The organism is Chryseobacterium turcicum, assembly GCF_021010565.1.
GTDB classification, from domain to species: domain Bacteria; phylum Bacteroidota; class Bacteroidia; order Flavobacteriales; family Weeksellaceae; genus Chryseobacterium; species Chryseobacterium turcicum.
This window is the reverse complement of sequence record NZ_JAJNAY010000001.1, coordinates 1431438-1445852: the sequence shown is the minus strand read 5'-3', so window position 1 is coordinate 1445852 and position 14415 is coordinate 1431438. Positions and strand designations below refer to the sequence as shown.

At 33.9% G+C, this 14415-nt stretch carries 16 protein-coding genes; 5 read left to right on the top strand and 11 right to left on the bottom strand.

The genetic code is table 11. From position 1 onward, the window contains the following. Positions 1 to 239: 239 nt before the first annotated feature. Positions 240 to 1091: an agmatinase gene (gene speB / locus LO744_RS06665; RefSeq protein ID WP_230668215.1), complete on the bottom strand. Its 852-nt coding sequence runs from the start codon at positions 1089 to 1091 to the stop codon at positions 240 to 242. A 223-nt stretch (positions 1092 to 1314) separates the two neighbouring features. Between speB and LO744_RS06660 the strand changes: the two genes are divergently transcribed. Continuing rightward, on the top strand, positions 1315 to 1974 hold the full coding sequence (locus LO744_RS06660; RefSeq protein WP_230668213.1) for an HAD family hydrolase: 660 nt from the start codon (positions 1315 to 1317) through the stop codon (positions 1972 to 1974). An 80-nt stretch (positions 1975 to 2054) separates the two neighbouring features. Here LO744_RS06660 and LO744_RS06655 read toward each other — a convergent pair whose 3' ends face one another. From LO744_RS06655 to LO744_RS06640, 4 genes are all read right to left on the bottom strand, one after another. Then, entirely contained in the window at positions 2055 to 3449 is a 1395-nt protein-coding gene (locus LO744_RS06655) for a type III PLP-dependent enzyme domain-containing protein (RefSeq protein ID WP_066680796.1), read from the bottom strand. A 108-nt stretch (positions 3450 to 3557) separates the two neighbouring features. Beyond that, complete coding sequence (locus tag LO744_RS06650; protein WP_230668211.1) at positions 3558 to 4433, bottom strand: tyrosine-protein phosphatase; 876 nt, start codon at positions 4431 to 4433, stop codon at positions 3558 to 3560. A 65-nt stretch (positions 4434 to 4498) separates the two neighbouring features. Continuing rightward, positions 4499 to 5134, bottom strand: coding sequence for a thiamine diphosphokinase (locus LO744_RS06645; protein ID WP_230668209.1), 636 nt, complete (start codon positions 5132 to 5134; stop codon positions 4499 to 4501). Then, positions 5124 to 5693, bottom strand: coding sequence for a cob(I)yrinic acid a,c-diamide adenosyltransferase (locus tag LO744_RS06640; protein ID WP_230668206.1), 570 nt, complete (start codon positions 5691 to 5693; stop codon positions 5124 to 5126). Before LO744_RS06640 ends, LO744_RS06645 begins: the two co-directional genes overlap by 11 nt. 242 nt (positions 5694 to 5935) lie before the next feature. On the opposite strand from LO744_RS06640, the gene LO744_RS06635 reads away from it, so the two are divergent. After that, positions 5936 to 6664 (top strand): hypothetical protein, encoded by a 729-nt coding sequence (locus LO744_RS06635; protein WP_230668202.1) that lies wholly within the window; start codon positions 5936 to 5938, stop codon positions 6662 to 6664. A gap of 141 nt (positions 6665 to 6805) precedes the next feature. On the opposite strand, the gene hemB is transcribed toward LO744_RS06635, so the two are convergent. Then, entirely contained in the window at positions 6806 to 7795 is a 990-nt protein-coding gene (gene hemB, locus LO744_RS06630) for a porphobilinogen synthase (RefSeq protein ID WP_230668199.1), read from the bottom strand. A 119-nt stretch (positions 7796 to 7914) separates the two neighbouring features. On the opposite strand from hemB, the gene LO744_RS06625 reads away from it, so the two are divergent. From LO744_RS06625 to LO744_RS06615, 3 genes are all read left to right on the top strand, one after another. Then, positions 7915 to 8265, top strand: coding sequence for a T9SS type A sorting domain-containing protein (locus LO744_RS06625; RefSeq protein WP_230668195.1), 351 nt, complete (start codon positions 7915 to 7917; stop codon positions 8263 to 8265). 106 nt (positions 8266 to 8371) lie between these two features. Then, positions 8372 to 9283, top strand: coding sequence for an ABC transporter ATP-binding protein (locus LO744_RS06620; protein ID WP_230668192.1), 912 nt, complete (start codon positions 8372 to 8374; stop codon positions 9281 to 9283). A gap of 4 nt (positions 9284 to 9287) precedes the next feature. After that, complete coding sequence (locus tag LO744_RS06615) at positions 9288 to 10598, top strand: ABC transporter permease (protein WP_230668189.1); 1311 nt, start codon at positions 9288 to 9290, stop codon at positions 10596 to 10598. A 73-nt stretch (positions 10599 to 10671) separates the two neighbouring features. Here LO744_RS06615 and LO744_RS06610 read toward each other — a convergent pair whose 3' ends face one another. The 5 genes from LO744_RS06610 to LO744_RS06590 form a co-directional block, all read right to left on the bottom strand. Continuing rightward, entirely contained in the window at positions 10672 to 11349 is a 678-nt protein-coding gene (locus LO744_RS06610; RefSeq protein WP_230668176.1) for a porin family protein, read from the bottom strand. Between the two features lie 17 nt (positions 11350 to 11366). Next, a complete protein-coding gene (sucD, locus tag LO744_RS06605; RefSeq protein ID WP_230668174.1) occupies positions 11367 to 12239 on the bottom strand; it encodes a succinate--CoA ligase subunit alpha in 873 nt (290 codons plus the stop codon). Positions 12240 to 12326: 87 nt separating this feature from the next. Then, entirely contained in the window at positions 12327 to 13226 is a 900-nt protein-coding gene (locus tag LO744_RS06600) for a UDP-3-O-(3-hydroxymyristoyl)glucosamine N-acyltransferase (RefSeq protein ID WP_230668170.1), read from the bottom strand. Between the two features lie 255 nt (positions 13227 to 13481). Then, positions 13482 to 14048 (bottom strand): elongation factor P, encoded by a 567-nt coding sequence (efp, locus tag LO744_RS06595; RefSeq protein WP_230668167.1) that lies wholly within the window; start codon positions 14046 to 14048, stop codon positions 13482 to 13484. Between the two features lie 18 nt (positions 14049 to 14066). After that, positions 14067 to 14414 (bottom strand): hypothetical protein, encoded by a 348-nt coding sequence (locus LO744_RS06590; RefSeq protein ID WP_230668165.1) that lies wholly within the window; start codon positions 14412 to 14414, stop codon positions 14067 to 14069. Position 14415: the final 1 nt, after the last annotated feature.

Below are 14415 nucleotides of genomic sequence, written 5' to 3'. Positions count from 1 at the left end.
TTTCCAAAGAAAATCTGAAAGAAAAAATCCGTTTCCTGCGGAATTTTAAAAGCTCTTTCAATTTTAACACATGAGTCACATTAGAGCCTTATTTTTGATATGTATATTTTAGAACACATAAGAGAAAATCAAAGATTTTCAAAACTAATGTGTTCTAAATATTTTCAAGTTTTAATCTAAAAACTAATGTGACTTATGGGTTTGAATTTTTTACGATTAATATTAACTCAAAATGAATATTAATCTTTGTTGATGTGATAATATGCCAACATTTTGTAATATAATTTAGCAGCCAAGAATGCACTTGGTTTTGAATATGCAGAATCCATTAATTCAACAATATCAAAAGCAACAACATTACATTTTTCAAAAACCTTTTTTAACAATTCCAATGTTGGATACCACTGTAAACCACCTGGTTCGGGAGTTCCTGTAGATGGAGCAATTGAAGGGTCAAAAGCATCCAAATCGATGGTGATATACACGTTTCCTGAAACTTTTTCTAAAACATCATTCACCCAGTTTTCGTTATTGGCAATTTCGTGTGCAAAAAACACTCTTCCTTCCGGTAAATATTCAACTTCTTCAGCATCCATAGAACGGATTCCCACCTGCACCAAATTATGCTTTTGATTTGCTTCAAAAACTGCACAAGCGTGATTAGAAGTAGAACCATGGAATTCAGGACGTAAATCTGTGTGAGCATCTAACTGTAAAACGGTAAGATTTTCAAATTTTTCACCCACTGCACGAATCGAACCGATAGAAACCGAATGTTCGCCACCAAAAAGGGTAAACAATTTATCTGTTGCCAAAAGCTCTTTTGTTTTCTGATAAACCGCTTCTGTCATCGCTTCCGGAGTAGAGTTTTCAGAAATTTCTCCCGCTAAATAAACTCCTTCAAGATAAGGCTCTGTTCCTGTTTCAATGTCGTACAACTCCATATTTTCGGAAGCATCCAAAAACAATTCTGGGCCTTTGTCAGCTCCTTTTCCCCAAGTTGAAGTTCCATCATAAGGAACTGTTACCAAAACTACTTTTGAATTTTCTAATGAAGCATTTTCTTCAGGAATTCCTGCGTATGTTTTCATGTTTTATTTTAGAATTAAATGATTGCAGCAAAGATAATGAAAGATGGAAGATAGATGATGGAAGTTGGAAGTTTTTATGCGTGAAAATAGTAATTGATTTAGATTATATTAAACTTAAACGCTCGCAGATTTGTTAGATTAAGCAGATTATATAGCCATTCTCTAAATCATTAGTATTAAAAGCTTCCATCAAATTCCTTACCTTTGCAAGAAATTCAAAAATATGTCCTTACAAGCTGTGCTTTTCGATATGGACGGGGTAATTGTTGATACAGAACCTCTGCACAGAAAAGCTTATTTTAAAACCTTCAATCAGCTGGAAATTGAAGTTTCTGAAGAATTATACACCTCTTTTACTGGTGCTTCTACAAAAAGAGTCTGCGAAACTTTAATTGCTGAATTTAATCTCAATCATACCCACGAGAACATCACGCAACTCAAAAGAACTCATTTCAAAGATTATTTCTATAATGATGCCGACTTTGATTTAATTCCCGGAGTGAGAAAACTGATTGAGCATTACTACGAAAACAATGTAAAATTAATTGTTGCTTCTTCTGCAAGTATGACGACCATTAATATGGTTTTCGAGAAATTTGGCTTAGAAAAATATTTTAGCGGAAAAATAAGTGGTGCCGATTTGAAAGAATCAAAACCTCATCCTGAAATTTTCCAACTTGCTGCCAAATTAGCAAATGAGCCGATTGAAAACTGCATGGTGATTGAAGATTCTACCAACGGAATTTTAGCAGCACACAGAGCCAATATTTTTTGCGCAGCTTATAAAAGCTTCAATTCTCACAATCAGGATTATAGTTTAGCTAATATTGTCGTTTCAGATTATTCAGAAATCGAAATTGATAAAATTTCTCAACATTTCTAAAATATAAAAGCTCTCCAAATCGGAGAGCTTTGTTTTTTTATGTCAAACGAGCTAAAGCACGTTTATATTGAAAGATATGATTATTGATAACCTAATAATTTCAAAATATCTTCTGGCTCTTGTCTTTCTCTAAAGATTTCATATTGGAATTCTCCATTTTCATCTTTCTGAATCAAAATATGTCTTGGTTGAGGCATCAAACAGTGATGAACTCCACCGTAACCACCAATTGTTTCCTGATATGCTCCCGTGTGGAAGAAACCGATGTATAAAGGTTTTGTATCACTGAAAACTGGCAGATAAATGGCGTTGGTATGTTGTTCAGAATTGTAATAATCATCAGAATCACACGTTAATCCACCCAAGAAAACTCTTTCGTAAGAATCTTCCCAACGGTTTAACGGAAGCATGATGAAATGTCTGGAAATCGCCCAAGTATCAGGAAGTGTGGTCATGAAAGACGAATCAATCATGTTCCATTTTTCTCTGTCATTCTGACGTTTCTGAGAAATAATTTTATACAAATTCGCACCACTTTCTCCTACTGTAAAGCTTCCGAATTCAGTATAAATATTTGGTTCTTCTACACCTTCTTCTTCACAGAATTTTTTAATTTGAGAAACGATTTCTTCCACCATATATTGGTAATCGTAATCAAAATTTAATGAAGTTTTAATTGGGAAACCACCACCGATATTCAGTGAATTTACTTCCGGAGCAATTTTCTTCAAACGTGCATAAACACGAAGGCATTTGTATAATTCATTCCAATAATAAGCCGTGTCTTTGATTCCGGTATTAATGAAAAAGTGAAGCATTTTCAGCCTTGCATTCGGATGTTCTGCAATTTTCTGACTATAATAAGGAATGATATCTTTATATCCGATTCCTAATCTTGAGGTATAAAATTCGAACTTAGGTTCTTCCTCAGAAGCAATTCTGATTCCGATGTCGAACGTTGTATCAATGCTTTCTGTAAGCTTATCTAGCTCACGGTAATTATCCAGAATCGGAGTGATATTTTCAAAACCACTGTTAATCATATCTGAAATTTTCGCCAGATAATCATCCGTTTTGAAACCGTTGCAGATTACTTCGATGTTTTTATCAACTTTACCTTCTGTATAAAGCGATTTCACAATATCCATATCGTACGCTGAAGATGTTTCGATAGAAATATCATTCTTCAAAGCTTCTTCAATGACAAATTTGAAATGGCTGGATTTTGTACAGTAACAATATCTGTAGTTCTTTTTGTAATCGATTTTCTCAAAAGCTTCCTTAAACCAGCCTTTTGCTTTTTGAATATTTTGAGAAATCTTCGGGAGGTAACTTACCTTAAGAGGCGTTCCAAACTTCTCAACAACTTCCATCAAAGGAATATCGTGAAAAGACAAATTGTTCTCAGAAACATTGAATTCTTCCGTAGGAAAATACAATGTCTGATCAATAAGTTCCGAGTATTTTATTTTCATTTTTTGACAAGTGAATTAAGAATGCAAAATTGCTAAAAAAGTTTGATTTTTTAACGTTAAATTTATTATAAATTTAAGCAGTTTTTAGACTAAAAACTTAGTCTAAAATCAATACGTGAACTTAAGAATGTATTCGTTCCTTTTATTTTCAGAGATTTCCAATTTTTCATGAATATATACATCCATTGAGCCATATTTTTTATTAATTTCTAAAAAAGCAGCATCTAAATAATTCTTTTCTACCCAGCTTAATTTTTCAATAACATTTAAATCCATTTTTGGATATATAAAATGTAGATTATGAGCGAGATGAAGTCTTTTTTGAACTAATTTTTCACGATAATTGTTAGAAAGAAGATAATCATTCTCAATTGTGGCTTTGTCAAATTTTAAAATAGTTAAAATTAATGCCGTTATAATCCCTGTACGATCTTTCCCTGCTGTACAATGATATAAAACAGGATTTTCTGCATCTAAAATCTGATGAATAATCTTTTTAATAATTTCCGGATTTTCTGTTGCATAGGTTTTATAAAAATCCAGCATCCTTTGATCTGCATCTGAACCTTTTACTTTTCCTTTTAAAACAAGCTTTTTCGCATGATTCAATTGATCTCCTTCATCTTCAAAAGCAGAATAATTTTTATAATCTACATTTTGAGGAATGACATCTGGTTTTTGAGAAATCTCTTTAGAATTTCTAAGCTCAATAATTTCTTTAATTCCTAAATTTTCAAAAGCTTCAAATGATTTTTTCTTCAGCTTATGCAAATGTGCGCTTCTGTAAAATTTCCCCTCTTTTAAAATTCTGCCATCACTATTTTTGATATTCCCAACGGTTCTGAAATTGGTTGCTTTTTTGATTAAAACTTTATTTTCAGTTGTTATAATTCCGTATTCGGGAATGGAAAAACTTTGAGTCTTACAAGAGGAGATGCAGAGTAATAAAATGAACAGGCTTATTATTTTAATTTGATTTTTCATTCTTTATTCCTACAGATTACTCTTATTTACACAGTTTGTCACATCTTATTTTTATTGACTTCCAATTAAATATTACGCTTCTTATTTCCAATAAAAAGTAGTAAATCACCTTTTTTATATTCAATTGAAAGCTCATCTTCTATTGCTAAATTTCTGGTGAGCATATCGGTTGTCATATTAGCATTGATATTATTCAACTCCCATTTCAAACCTTTTGTCGTAATATTTTCTACCGATGGAAATGGATAAAGCGATATCATTTTATCTTTCACTCCATTCATTATAAAACTTTCCGGAATAAAATAATATTCAGAAAATTCATCAAAAAATTGAATCTTCATTTGATTTTTAAAGCCGAAAGCAACCGTGAGATTTCCTAAAAAATGATCCTGCTCGCCTCCACTTCCGCCAAAAACATCAACGTTTTTATAACCTTTTTCTAAAATTATTTCTAAAGCTTTGTAAAAATCGGTACGTTCCTGATCAGGAGTATGAATAAATTTATCTTGATAAACATTTTCGTCTGAGCCAATATGCGAATCAAAATCTCCGGAAATAAAATCTAGTTTATCTAACGGAAAACCGAGCTCTTTCAAATAATGAAAAGCACCGTCTGTACAGGCAATTAAATCGTAATTTTCTAAATCAGGGAAAGATTTCGGAGCGTCACCGTTGATAAAAAGTAATACTTTATCTTTCATTCGGATTCCAGTATTCTTCCGGTTCATTATTGATTTTTGAGATATATCTTGCCAAAACAAAAAGATAATCTGAAAGTCTGTTAAGATATTTGATTAATTCAGGACGCACTTCCTCAGATTCGTTCAAAAAAACCAAAGAACGCTCTGCTCTACGGCAAATGGTACGGGCAGCATGTAAAAAAGTTGCCGATTTGCCTCCTCCTGGAAGAATAAAATATTGTAAAGGCTCTAATTTATCTTCATAAGCATCCATCCAATTTTCGAGTTCTTCAATTTCCGTATCAGAAATAATTAAAGGAAGACGAGATTTTCCGTTGGCCAACATCAGTTTATCAACCGGAGTTGCCGCTTCAGAACCTACCGTAAACAAATCAAACTGGATTTTTTTCAGCTGTTTTAAAACTTCCTCATCAGTGATATGGCTTTTTGAAATTCCAATAAAAGAATTCAGCTCGTCAATATTTCCGTAGCTGTCTACTCTTGCGCTCGCTTTTGAAACTCTTGTACCGCCATATAAAGCAGTCTGCCCTTTATCCCCAGTTTTAGTATATATTTTCATAATTATATTTCATTGTTCTTAGACACCCTGCGTAATCACGGTGATTTGAAAAGACTAAATTACTTTTTTAAAACTATGCTGACAAATGTTTGGTAAAGTTTAAATCAACAAAACCAACCGAAAATTTTCATTAAGCTGAAGCAATTATTAAATTTTATAAATCCTTTTAAATTCTGTTGATAAAATAAGATTGATTTCGGTATTTTTATTTAATTTTAAATCACCAATTACACACAATAATTATGCAAACCAACCAACAATTAAGCGATTTGATGGCTCTCGATTTGGGAATCAACCTTATCAACAGAAGACCTTACGCAAAAGAAGTTTTTAAATGGCAGGATATCGAGCTTCTTCCCCATTCATCAACTGATACTTTACTTTGTGAAATCTACGAGTGGAACGGCAGAAACTGGCGCACAACCAATAACAACCTCATCGGTTATTTGTTTTCGGGTGAACAATTGAATACCGTAAAAAATCAATTATTAAATACACCAAAACATACTGCATTAATCCCTGATTTTGAATTCACCAAAGACAGTATGATTGAATACGGTTTATCTCTACCGTCTTTATTTAATATTGGAATTAACGGAAATATCAACAGTGCAAAAAATTTCTCAATCCGAGTAAATGGAGTTACAAAATCTAGAATCACCAATATCGATTCGCCGGGAATTGAAATATTAAAAAGTTTCTCGGAATTCACACAGTCAAAATCTAAAACATATCGCAAGAATATTAAATTCAATTACCTGAGTATCTCTTTATTTTATGCTGAAAGTGTAGAAATTTTTCTTGAAAAAGAATCTGGTGTAGGCTTGGATGTCAGTTTTCAAACAACCAATGTGGATGTAGAAGCAAAAGTAGATACCGATACCAAAAAACATTTTGTCTTAAAATATTCCGGAAACCAAGCTCCTTTTGCGGCAAAGTTTGTAAAAGGAAAAAACTTTGATGTAGATTAATTTAACCACAAAAGGCACAAAAGAAAAGAGCTAATTTAGACCTAAAAAAGTTCACATAATTTCCCAAACAATGGCTTATGTGAACTTTTTCCATATCATTTTAAACTCTGAAAAAACTTTTGTGCCTTTTGTGGTAAAAAATTATTTATTTAAAATCATCGCTGCTTCTTTTGCCGCATACGTGAAAATCATATCTGCTCCTGCTCTTTTGAAGCACGTTAAGCTTTCAATAATTGCTTTATCATTATCTAACCAGCCATTTTGTGCAGCCGCTTTTAACATTGCGTATTCTCCGCTTACGTTGTAAACTGCGATTGGCAAATCAATAGCTTCACGCACTTTAGCCACAATATCCAAATACGGAAGACCCGGTTTAATCATAATAATGTCAGCACCTTCTTCCACATCTTTGAAAACTTCGTTTAATGCTTCACGAGAATTGTGAAAATCCATCTGATAGGTTTTTTTATCTTTTGGAATTTCCATATTGTCTTTTGGTGCGCTGTCTAAAGCACTTCTGAAAGGTCCGTAAAAAGAACTTGCGTATTTTGCCGCATAACTTAAAATTCCTACATCATGGAAGCCGCTTTCTTCTAAAGCTTCGCGAATTGTCAAAACTCTGCCATCCATCATGTCACTTGGCGCCACAATGTCAGCTCCAGCTTCGGCATGTGACACTGCCATTCTCGCTAAAGCGTCATTGGTTGCGTCATTGATGATTTTTCCGTTTTCTATAATTCCGTCGTGACCATAAATTGAGTACGGATCTAAGGCTACATCAGGCATGATCACCATTTCAGGTACTGCATCTTTGATTGCTTTAATGGTATTTTGCATTAAGCCATCTTTATTCCAAGCTTCTTTTCCGGTGTTATCTTTTAAATCGTCGGAAACTTTCATATAAAGATTAACCGCCTTCACTCCTAAAGAAAATAATTCTTTACATTCTTTCACCGTAAGATCGATGCTACGCCTGAAAATACCGGGCATTGAAGGGATTGCTTCTTCCTTATTTTCACCTTCCATTACGAAAATAGGCATTACAAAATCGTTGACTGAAAGATTGCATTCTCTCACCAATCCTCTCATCGATTCATTCACTCTTAGTCTTCTGTTTCTAGAATATATCATCTTTGGAATACTTTTTGAATAATTTATTGCAAATTTAATATAAGTTCTCCAAAAAACTATTGCAGAGAATTATAGAATTTATTATTTTTGTTAGTAATATTTAAGCAAATATATCGTTGATGAAAAAACTTTTACTTTTATTTATATTTATTGGCGCTACTATTGGGTTTTCTGATAATTTGAAAGCACAAATAAAAGAGCCAACTTCCACTACTCAAAAATCTGATGACGGTGTGCTTACTGCATATCCTAACCCAGCGAAAGATTTTTTGATGGTGAAAGCGAAAGATTCTTCATTGAAAATTAAAAATGTTTCTTTTTATTCTATATTAGGAACTCAAGTAGCGAGTTATAATATTAACAGCAATAATGCTGAGATTAATATTCAGAAACTGAAACCCGGAAAATATCTTATCAGATATATTCTAAGCGACAACACACAAAAAGTTACTCAAATAGTAAAGCAATAATATTCAAAATCCTGATAATCATCAGAATTTTTTCTTTTAGCATATTTTTTTTCAATTATTCCGTAACTTTCGGGATATTTCATAACTAATTGTAAAAACAATTTTAATGCTAAAAGCTGAACAAATTACTAAAACCTACAATGCCGGAAAAAAAACCGCATTAGAAGATTTTAGCATAGACGTTCCGAAAGGAAGTATTTACGGTCTTCTAGGACCAAACGGAGCAGGAAAAACATCATTCATCCGAATTATCAATCAGATTACACAAGCCGATTCTGGAAATGTTTTCATTAACGGAGAAAAACTGAACCCTAATCATATTAAAGACATCGGTTATATGCCGGAAGAACGTGGTCTTTATAAAAATATGAGTGTTGGTGATCAGATTCTTTATTTTGGAGAACTGAAAGGCATGAAAAAAAGCGATGCTCTGAATGAAGCAAAAAAATGGTTTGACAAACTCAATATCGACCAGTGGTGGAAGAAGAAACTTTCTGAATTATCTAAAGGGATGGCTCAGAAAATACAGTTTGTTGTCACTGTTCTTCACAGACCACATCTATTGATTTTGGATGAGCCTTTTTCAGGTTTTGACCCTGTGAATGCCAATTTAATTAAAGATCAAATTATTGACCTTAAAAACAACGGAACCACCATTATCCTTTCTACCCACAGAATGGAAAGTGTAGAAGAAATGTGTGATTATGTAGCTTTAATTAACAATTCTAAAAAAATTATTGACGGAAAAGTTTTTGATGTACGCGAAAAATTCAAGAAAAATATTTTTGGAATTACTTTATCTGAAGTCAACGACCATCAGTTTGACCAGTTTAAAGACAAATATGGAATTTTTAATATCACCAATGAAAACAACTTGGTTTCATTTGATTTGAAAAACGAAGCCAATCAAAACAATATTCTTTTAGATTTGGTTAATGTAGGAAAAGTAAGGTCTTTTGACGAAAGAATTCCGAGCATGAATGAAGTATTTATCAATGCGGTAAGCAATCACTCTTAATATTATGAACAATATTTTTTTAATTACAAAAAGGGAATTTCTTACTCAGGTTAAGAAAAAATCTTTCATTATACTGACTTTACTGGCTCCGTTGATGATTGTTGCTTTTGGTGCAGTAATCGGATTTATGTTTAAAGCCAACCAATCTCATAATGTGATAGAGGTTGTAGACAACAGCGGATTATTTAAAGGACAGCTCAAATCTGACGAAAAAATCAACTATGTTTTTATTCCTACTGCTGAAGAGAATGCTAAAATTAAAAATCTTAAAGGCAACGAAAGTTTAGACGGAATTTTAATTCTTCCTGCTATATCGGGTAATAATCTTGATGATATAGAGAAAAACACTCGATTAGTTATCAACTCGAAAATTGGTTTTGATACGAAGCAACAGATTATTTCAGACATTACCAATGTCATCAAAAAAGAAAAAATAAAGCAGCTGGGAATTCAGGAAGCACAACTTAAAAATTTAGATAAGAGCTTTACGCTAAAAACCATTAATGTTTCGGAAGATAACAAAGAAGATTCTGATTTGGCATTTGGGATTAAAAGTGCTTTGAGCATGATTTTAATGTACGTTACGTTTATGTTTATTCTTATTTACGGTGTTCGTGTTATGCGAAGCGTTTTAGAAGAAAAAAACAATCGTGTTGTAGAAATCATCATCTCTTCTGTAAAGCCTTTTGAATTGATGATGGGAAAAATTCTAGGCGTTACCATGGTTGCTCTTACTCAGTTTATTGTATGGATTACCATGTCTATAGCTGGAGCTTTGATTTTAAACACTGGTTTTTCGTCTATTCAGAAAAATATTCCTGGTGGAAATGAAGAGTTGATGAGCAAGCTAGATATCGGGCAAATGGCGACACAGGTTTCTCACAGCTTATTGGAAATGAATTTCCCATTAATAATCTTTGTATTCATTGTGTTTTTCCTTTTGGGTTATATGTTTTACAGCTCTGTTTATGCTGCAATTGGTTCTGCAGTTGATAACGAAACTGAAACCCAGCAATTTACTTTATTTGCTATTCTTCCGCTTACTTTAGGGATGTATGGAAGTATTTCTGTCATTAATAATCCTGACGGACCGGTAGGATTCTGGATGTCGATGATTCCGTTTACTTCGCCTGTTGCGATGGTGGCAAGAATTCCGTTTGGAGTTCCGGCATGGCAGATTGCTTTATCTATGGCTTTGCTTTTAGGAACAACAATTTTCATGATTTTCTTAGCCGGAAAAATTTACCGAGTTGGGATTTTGATGTATGGAAATAAGGCGACTTTGAAAGAGCTTTGGAAGTGGATTAGAGGGTAAAAGCTTCTATAAATAAACAAAAATCCCGAAACTAAATGGTTTCGGGATTTTTTATGTGTTGAATGAAAAAATTCTATTCGAAAATATAACTAAGACTTAAGCTTAAAACCTGCTCAGATTTCTTCTTTACAGTATTGGGATCTTTGGTAAAATCCTCAACAAGTTTGGGATATGTATTAGAAATCCCTAAATCATATTTTAAAGTTAATTCTAACTGTCTTTTGTAGCTATATCCTATTCCTGCCCCAATGGCAAAATTAAAGCTATTTGCTTTACCGCTAATCTGAGGATAGTTAGGAACGGTTACATCAGGATCATAATAAGGTCTTCCAAGAGGAACATTTTTTACATTCTGACTAAGCAAGAAATTAAATCTAGGACCAATGAGTCCAAAAAATTCTGATTCTGCTTCAGAAAAATACCCTTTAAAATAGATAGGAACACTTAAATAATTATTGGCATATACTGCGTTATAACCATCAGCTCCTTTCGCATTTTTATCTTTCCCTGACTCTCCGGCTCCGTAATACGTCACCTCGGGTTGCAAATAAAACTGATTTGCTCCCCCCATTGGAATTAATGCTAAAACGCCACCCTGAAAAGCAAATTTTGCTCCCGAAGGATTGTGAGCGTTTTTAATTCTGGAATAGTTTGCACCTGCAGTAAGACCGAATCTTGTACTTCTTAAATCGATTTGTGCGAACGATAAAAAAGAAAAGGCCAATGCAGATGTTAATAAAATTTTTTTCATATCATATTTGTTTTTGCTTATCCTAAGATTTTTGCTACAGTAGCACCAATATCAGCAGGAGAATCTACAACGTTGATTCCGTTTTCTCTCATGATTTCCATTTTTGCCTGAGCTGTATCTTCATCACCACCAACGATTGCACCAGCGTGCCCCATTGTTCTTCCTTTAGGAGCAGTTTGTCCTGCGATGAAACCTACTACTGGTTTTGTAGAACCACTCGCTTTGTACCATCTTGCAGCTTCAGCCTCAAGACCACCACCGATTTCTCCGATCATTACAACCGCTTCAGTTTCTGGATCGTTGATGAATAATTCTAACGCTTCTTTAGTTGTAGTTCCGATAATTGGGTCACCACCAATTCCGATTGCAGTAGAGATACCGTAACCTGCTCTTACTACTTGGTCAGCAGCTTCATACGTAAGAGTTCCTGATTTTGAAACAATACCTACTTTTCCTTTTTTGAAAACGAAACCTGGCATAATACCAATTTTAGCTTCATCAGAAGTGATAATTCCTGGACAGTTTGGCCCGATTAATCTAGTCTCCTTGTCTGCGATATAAGCTTTTACTTTTACCATATCAGCAACAGGAATACCTTCTGTAATACAAACGATTACTTTGATACCTGCTTCTGCAGCTTCCATAATAGCATCTGCAGCAAATGCAGGAGGTACGAAAATAATACTTACGTTTGCTTCAGCTTTTGAAACAGCATCAGCCACGGTGTTGAATACCGGCTTTCCTAAGTGCTCGCTACCACCTTTTCCTGGAGTAACACCACCTACAACGTTTGTTCCGTATTCGATCATTTGACCAGCGTGGAAAGTACCTTCGTTACCAGTAAATCCTTGTACAATTACTTTAGAATCTTTGTTTACTAAAATTGACATTTTATTATTTTTTAAATTTATTTATTTTAATGCTCACAAATTTACTTATTTTTCTTTGAATTTGAATAAAACAGAGCAATTTGTTTATTAAAGCTGCCTCAATTTCACCTCTTTTTTGAGGTAGGTTTTGTAATCTTCTGCAAACATTCCGATGTAGGTTCCTTTTTTGAGGTCTCTGTTGACTCCTGTTTTACCTAAAAGCACGGAACCGCTTTCAATCGTATTCCCAGAAGCGATACCCACTTGTCCCCATAACGTTACTTCATCACCGATAATGCAGCATCCTGCAATACCCACCTGAGAAGCAATCAAGCATTTTTTACCGATTACGGTATCGTGACCGATTTGGATTTGGTTATCTAAAACAGAACCTTCCCCAATAATGGTAGAATCTGTAACACCTCTATCGATGGTACATCCGTTTCCGATTTCTACGTTATTTTCGATAATTACATTTCCTACAGAGATTAAACGGTCAAAATTTCCATTGAGTTTTCTGTAATAAAATGCGTCGCCACCCAAAACCGTGTTAGACTGGATAACGACATTGTCACCAATAACTGTGCGGTCACCTATCACCACATTTGGAAAGATAATGGTGTTTTTACCGATGGTAATATTGTTTCCTAAAACTGCTGAAGGGTGAATTTTTGTGCCTTCACCAATCTCAACATCATGAAGGGTCTCTGCGAAATTATAAATTCTAGTGAAGTGCGTGTTTATTTTATTGAAATCTCTGAAAGGATCGTCGGAAATCAAAAGCGCCTTACCTTCTGGGCATTCTACTTCTTTATCTATTAAGATAATGGTAGCTGCTGAGTTTAACGCTTTATCGTAATATTTGGGATGGTTTACGAAAACAATTTCTCCAGATTTTACTCTGTGAATTTCGTTGGTTCCCACTACTTCAAAATCTTCAGAACCTATAAATTTTGCTCCGATTAAATCTGCAATTGTTTTAAGTTTTTGTGGCTGATGAAACGTCATATTTTTTTAAATAATGTGTTGTTTTATCAACCTTGTCAAGGTTTTGAACCTTGACAAGGTTTGTAATGATTGTTGCCAAAATCTGAAATTCTGACAAAATTTGTTTTTCTGTTTACATTGCAGCCCGACTTGAACGGAGCTCTTTTTGCGAAACGAAGTGTAGCAAAAAAGCGGGAGTGGAAGGCGGGAATTGCTGCCATAAAAAAACGAAAGCTGAAAGTTGTAATGCTTTCAGCTCTCTAATATTATCTAAGATTACTCTTTTACTCTCTCTAAGTAAGAACCGTCTTCTGTGCTCACTTTTATTTTGTCGCCTGCCTCGATGAACAAAGGAACCATTACTCTTGCTCCTGTTTCAACGATTGCGTTTTTCAGGGCGTTGGTAGCTGTATTTCCTTTCACACCTGGATCAGCTTCGATAACTTCTAGGTAAACCGACTGAGGAAGTTCTGCAGAAAGCGGCGTTTCGTCTGCTTCTTTCAAAATGATTGTTACTTCTTCACCTGCTTTCATTAGGTTTGAGTTTTCAATCATTTCTTTGTTTAAATATAATTGAGAGAAGTCTTCGTTATTCATGAAGTGGAAACCATTCTCATCATCATAAAGATACTGGAATTTTCTGGTAATTACTTTCACCTCATCAATTTTGTGACCTGCAGAGAAAGTATTGTCTAAAACTTTTCCGTTGGTTACAGATTTCATTTTTGTTCTTACGAAAGCAGGTCCTTTACCTGGTTTTACGTGCATAAATTCGATTACCTTAAAGATATCATTGCTAAATTCGATGCAAAGACCTTTTTTTATATCGTTACTTGTTGCCATTATGTATAGTATGTTTTTTTATTTTGATTTATAAACCTGAACGCTCAACAATTTTCTACCAAGCATATCTACTGCATCAATTCTCGGTTTGCTAAATGACCCTGCATCTACAAGAGTTACCGCGCGATTATTAATTACTGTATTAAAGTTGATTGTATTGATTAAAAGCTGGTCTAGATTTTTATTCACCTGTGAAGAACTCTTTAAGTCTGAATTTAGGTTTGAAAAAGATTTTTTAGAATAATCTAGGATTGAATTTACATTTTTAACTGCCAGAGAATCTTTAATATCTAAAGACAAATTTCTTTTCTGCTGTGCAAAAAAAGAGGAAGATAAAACGGTAAGAATCAATACTAAAATTTTCATC

What these genes read in the sequence shown, in the direction of transcription:
- LO744_RS06655 (WP_066680796.1), bottom strand. Translation starts at nt 3,449, where the DNA reads ATGAAAATAAAATACTCGGAACTTATTGATCAGACATTGTATTTTCCT.
- LO744_RS06625 (WP_230668195.1), top strand. Translation starts at nt 7,915, where the DNA reads ATGAAAAAACTTTTACTTTTATTTATATTTATTGGCGCTACTATTGGG.
- LO744_RS06645 (WP_230668209.1), bottom strand. Translation starts at nt 5,134, where the DNA reads ATGAAAGATAAAGTATTACTTTTTATCAACGGTGACGCTCCGAAATCT.
- LO744_RS06650 (WP_230668211.1), bottom strand. Translation starts at nt 4,433, where the DNA reads ATGAAAAATCAAATTAAAATAATAAGCCTGTTCATTTTATTACTCTGC.
- LO744_RS06635 (WP_230668202.1), top strand. Translation starts at nt 5,936, where the DNA reads ATGCAAACCAACCAACAATTAAGCGATTTGATGGCTCTCGATTTGGGA.
- LO744_RS06615 (WP_230668189.1), top strand. Translation starts at nt 9,288, where the DNA reads ATGAACAATATTTTTTTAATTACAAAAAGGGAATTTCTTACTCAGGTT.
- LO744_RS06590 (WP_230668165.1), bottom strand. Translation starts at nt 14,414, where the DNA reads ATGAAAATTTTAGTATTGATTCTTACCGTTTTATCTTCCTCTTTTTTT.
- speB (WP_230668215.1), bottom strand. Translation starts at nt 1,091, where the DNA reads ATGAAAACATACGCAGGAATTCCTGAAGAAAATGCTTCATTAGAAAAT.
- LO744_RS06640 (WP_230668206.1), bottom strand. Translation starts at nt 5,693, where the DNA reads ATGAAAATATATACTAAAACTGGGGATAAAGGGCAGACTGCTTTATAT.
- LO744_RS06610 (WP_230668176.1), bottom strand. Translation starts at nt 11,349, where the DNA reads ATGAAAAAAATTTTATTAACATCTGCATTGGCCTTTTCTTTTTTATCG.
- efp (WP_230668167.1), bottom strand. Translation starts at nt 14,048, where the DNA reads ATGGCAACAAGTAACGATATAAAAAAAGGTCTTTGCATCGAATTTAGC.
- LO744_RS06600 (WP_230668170.1), bottom strand. Translation starts at nt 13,226, where the DNA reads ATGACGTTTCATCAGCCACAAAAACTTAAAACAATTGCAGATTTAATC.
- LO744_RS06620 (WP_230668192.1), top strand. Translation starts at nt 8,372, where the DNA reads ATGCTAAAAGCTGAACAAATTACTAAAACCTACAATGCCGGAAAAAAA.
- hemB (WP_230668199.1), bottom strand. Translation starts at nt 7,795, where the DNA reads ATGATATATTCTAGAAACAGAAGACTAAGAGTGAATGAATCGATGAGA.
- LO744_RS06660 (WP_230668213.1), top strand. Translation starts at nt 1,315, where the DNA reads ATGTCCTTACAAGCTGTGCTTTTCGATATGGACGGGGTAATTGTTGAT.
- sucD (WP_230668174.1), bottom strand. Translation starts at nt 12,239, where the DNA reads ATGTCAATTTTAGTAAACAAAGATTCTAAAGTAATTGTACAAGGATTT.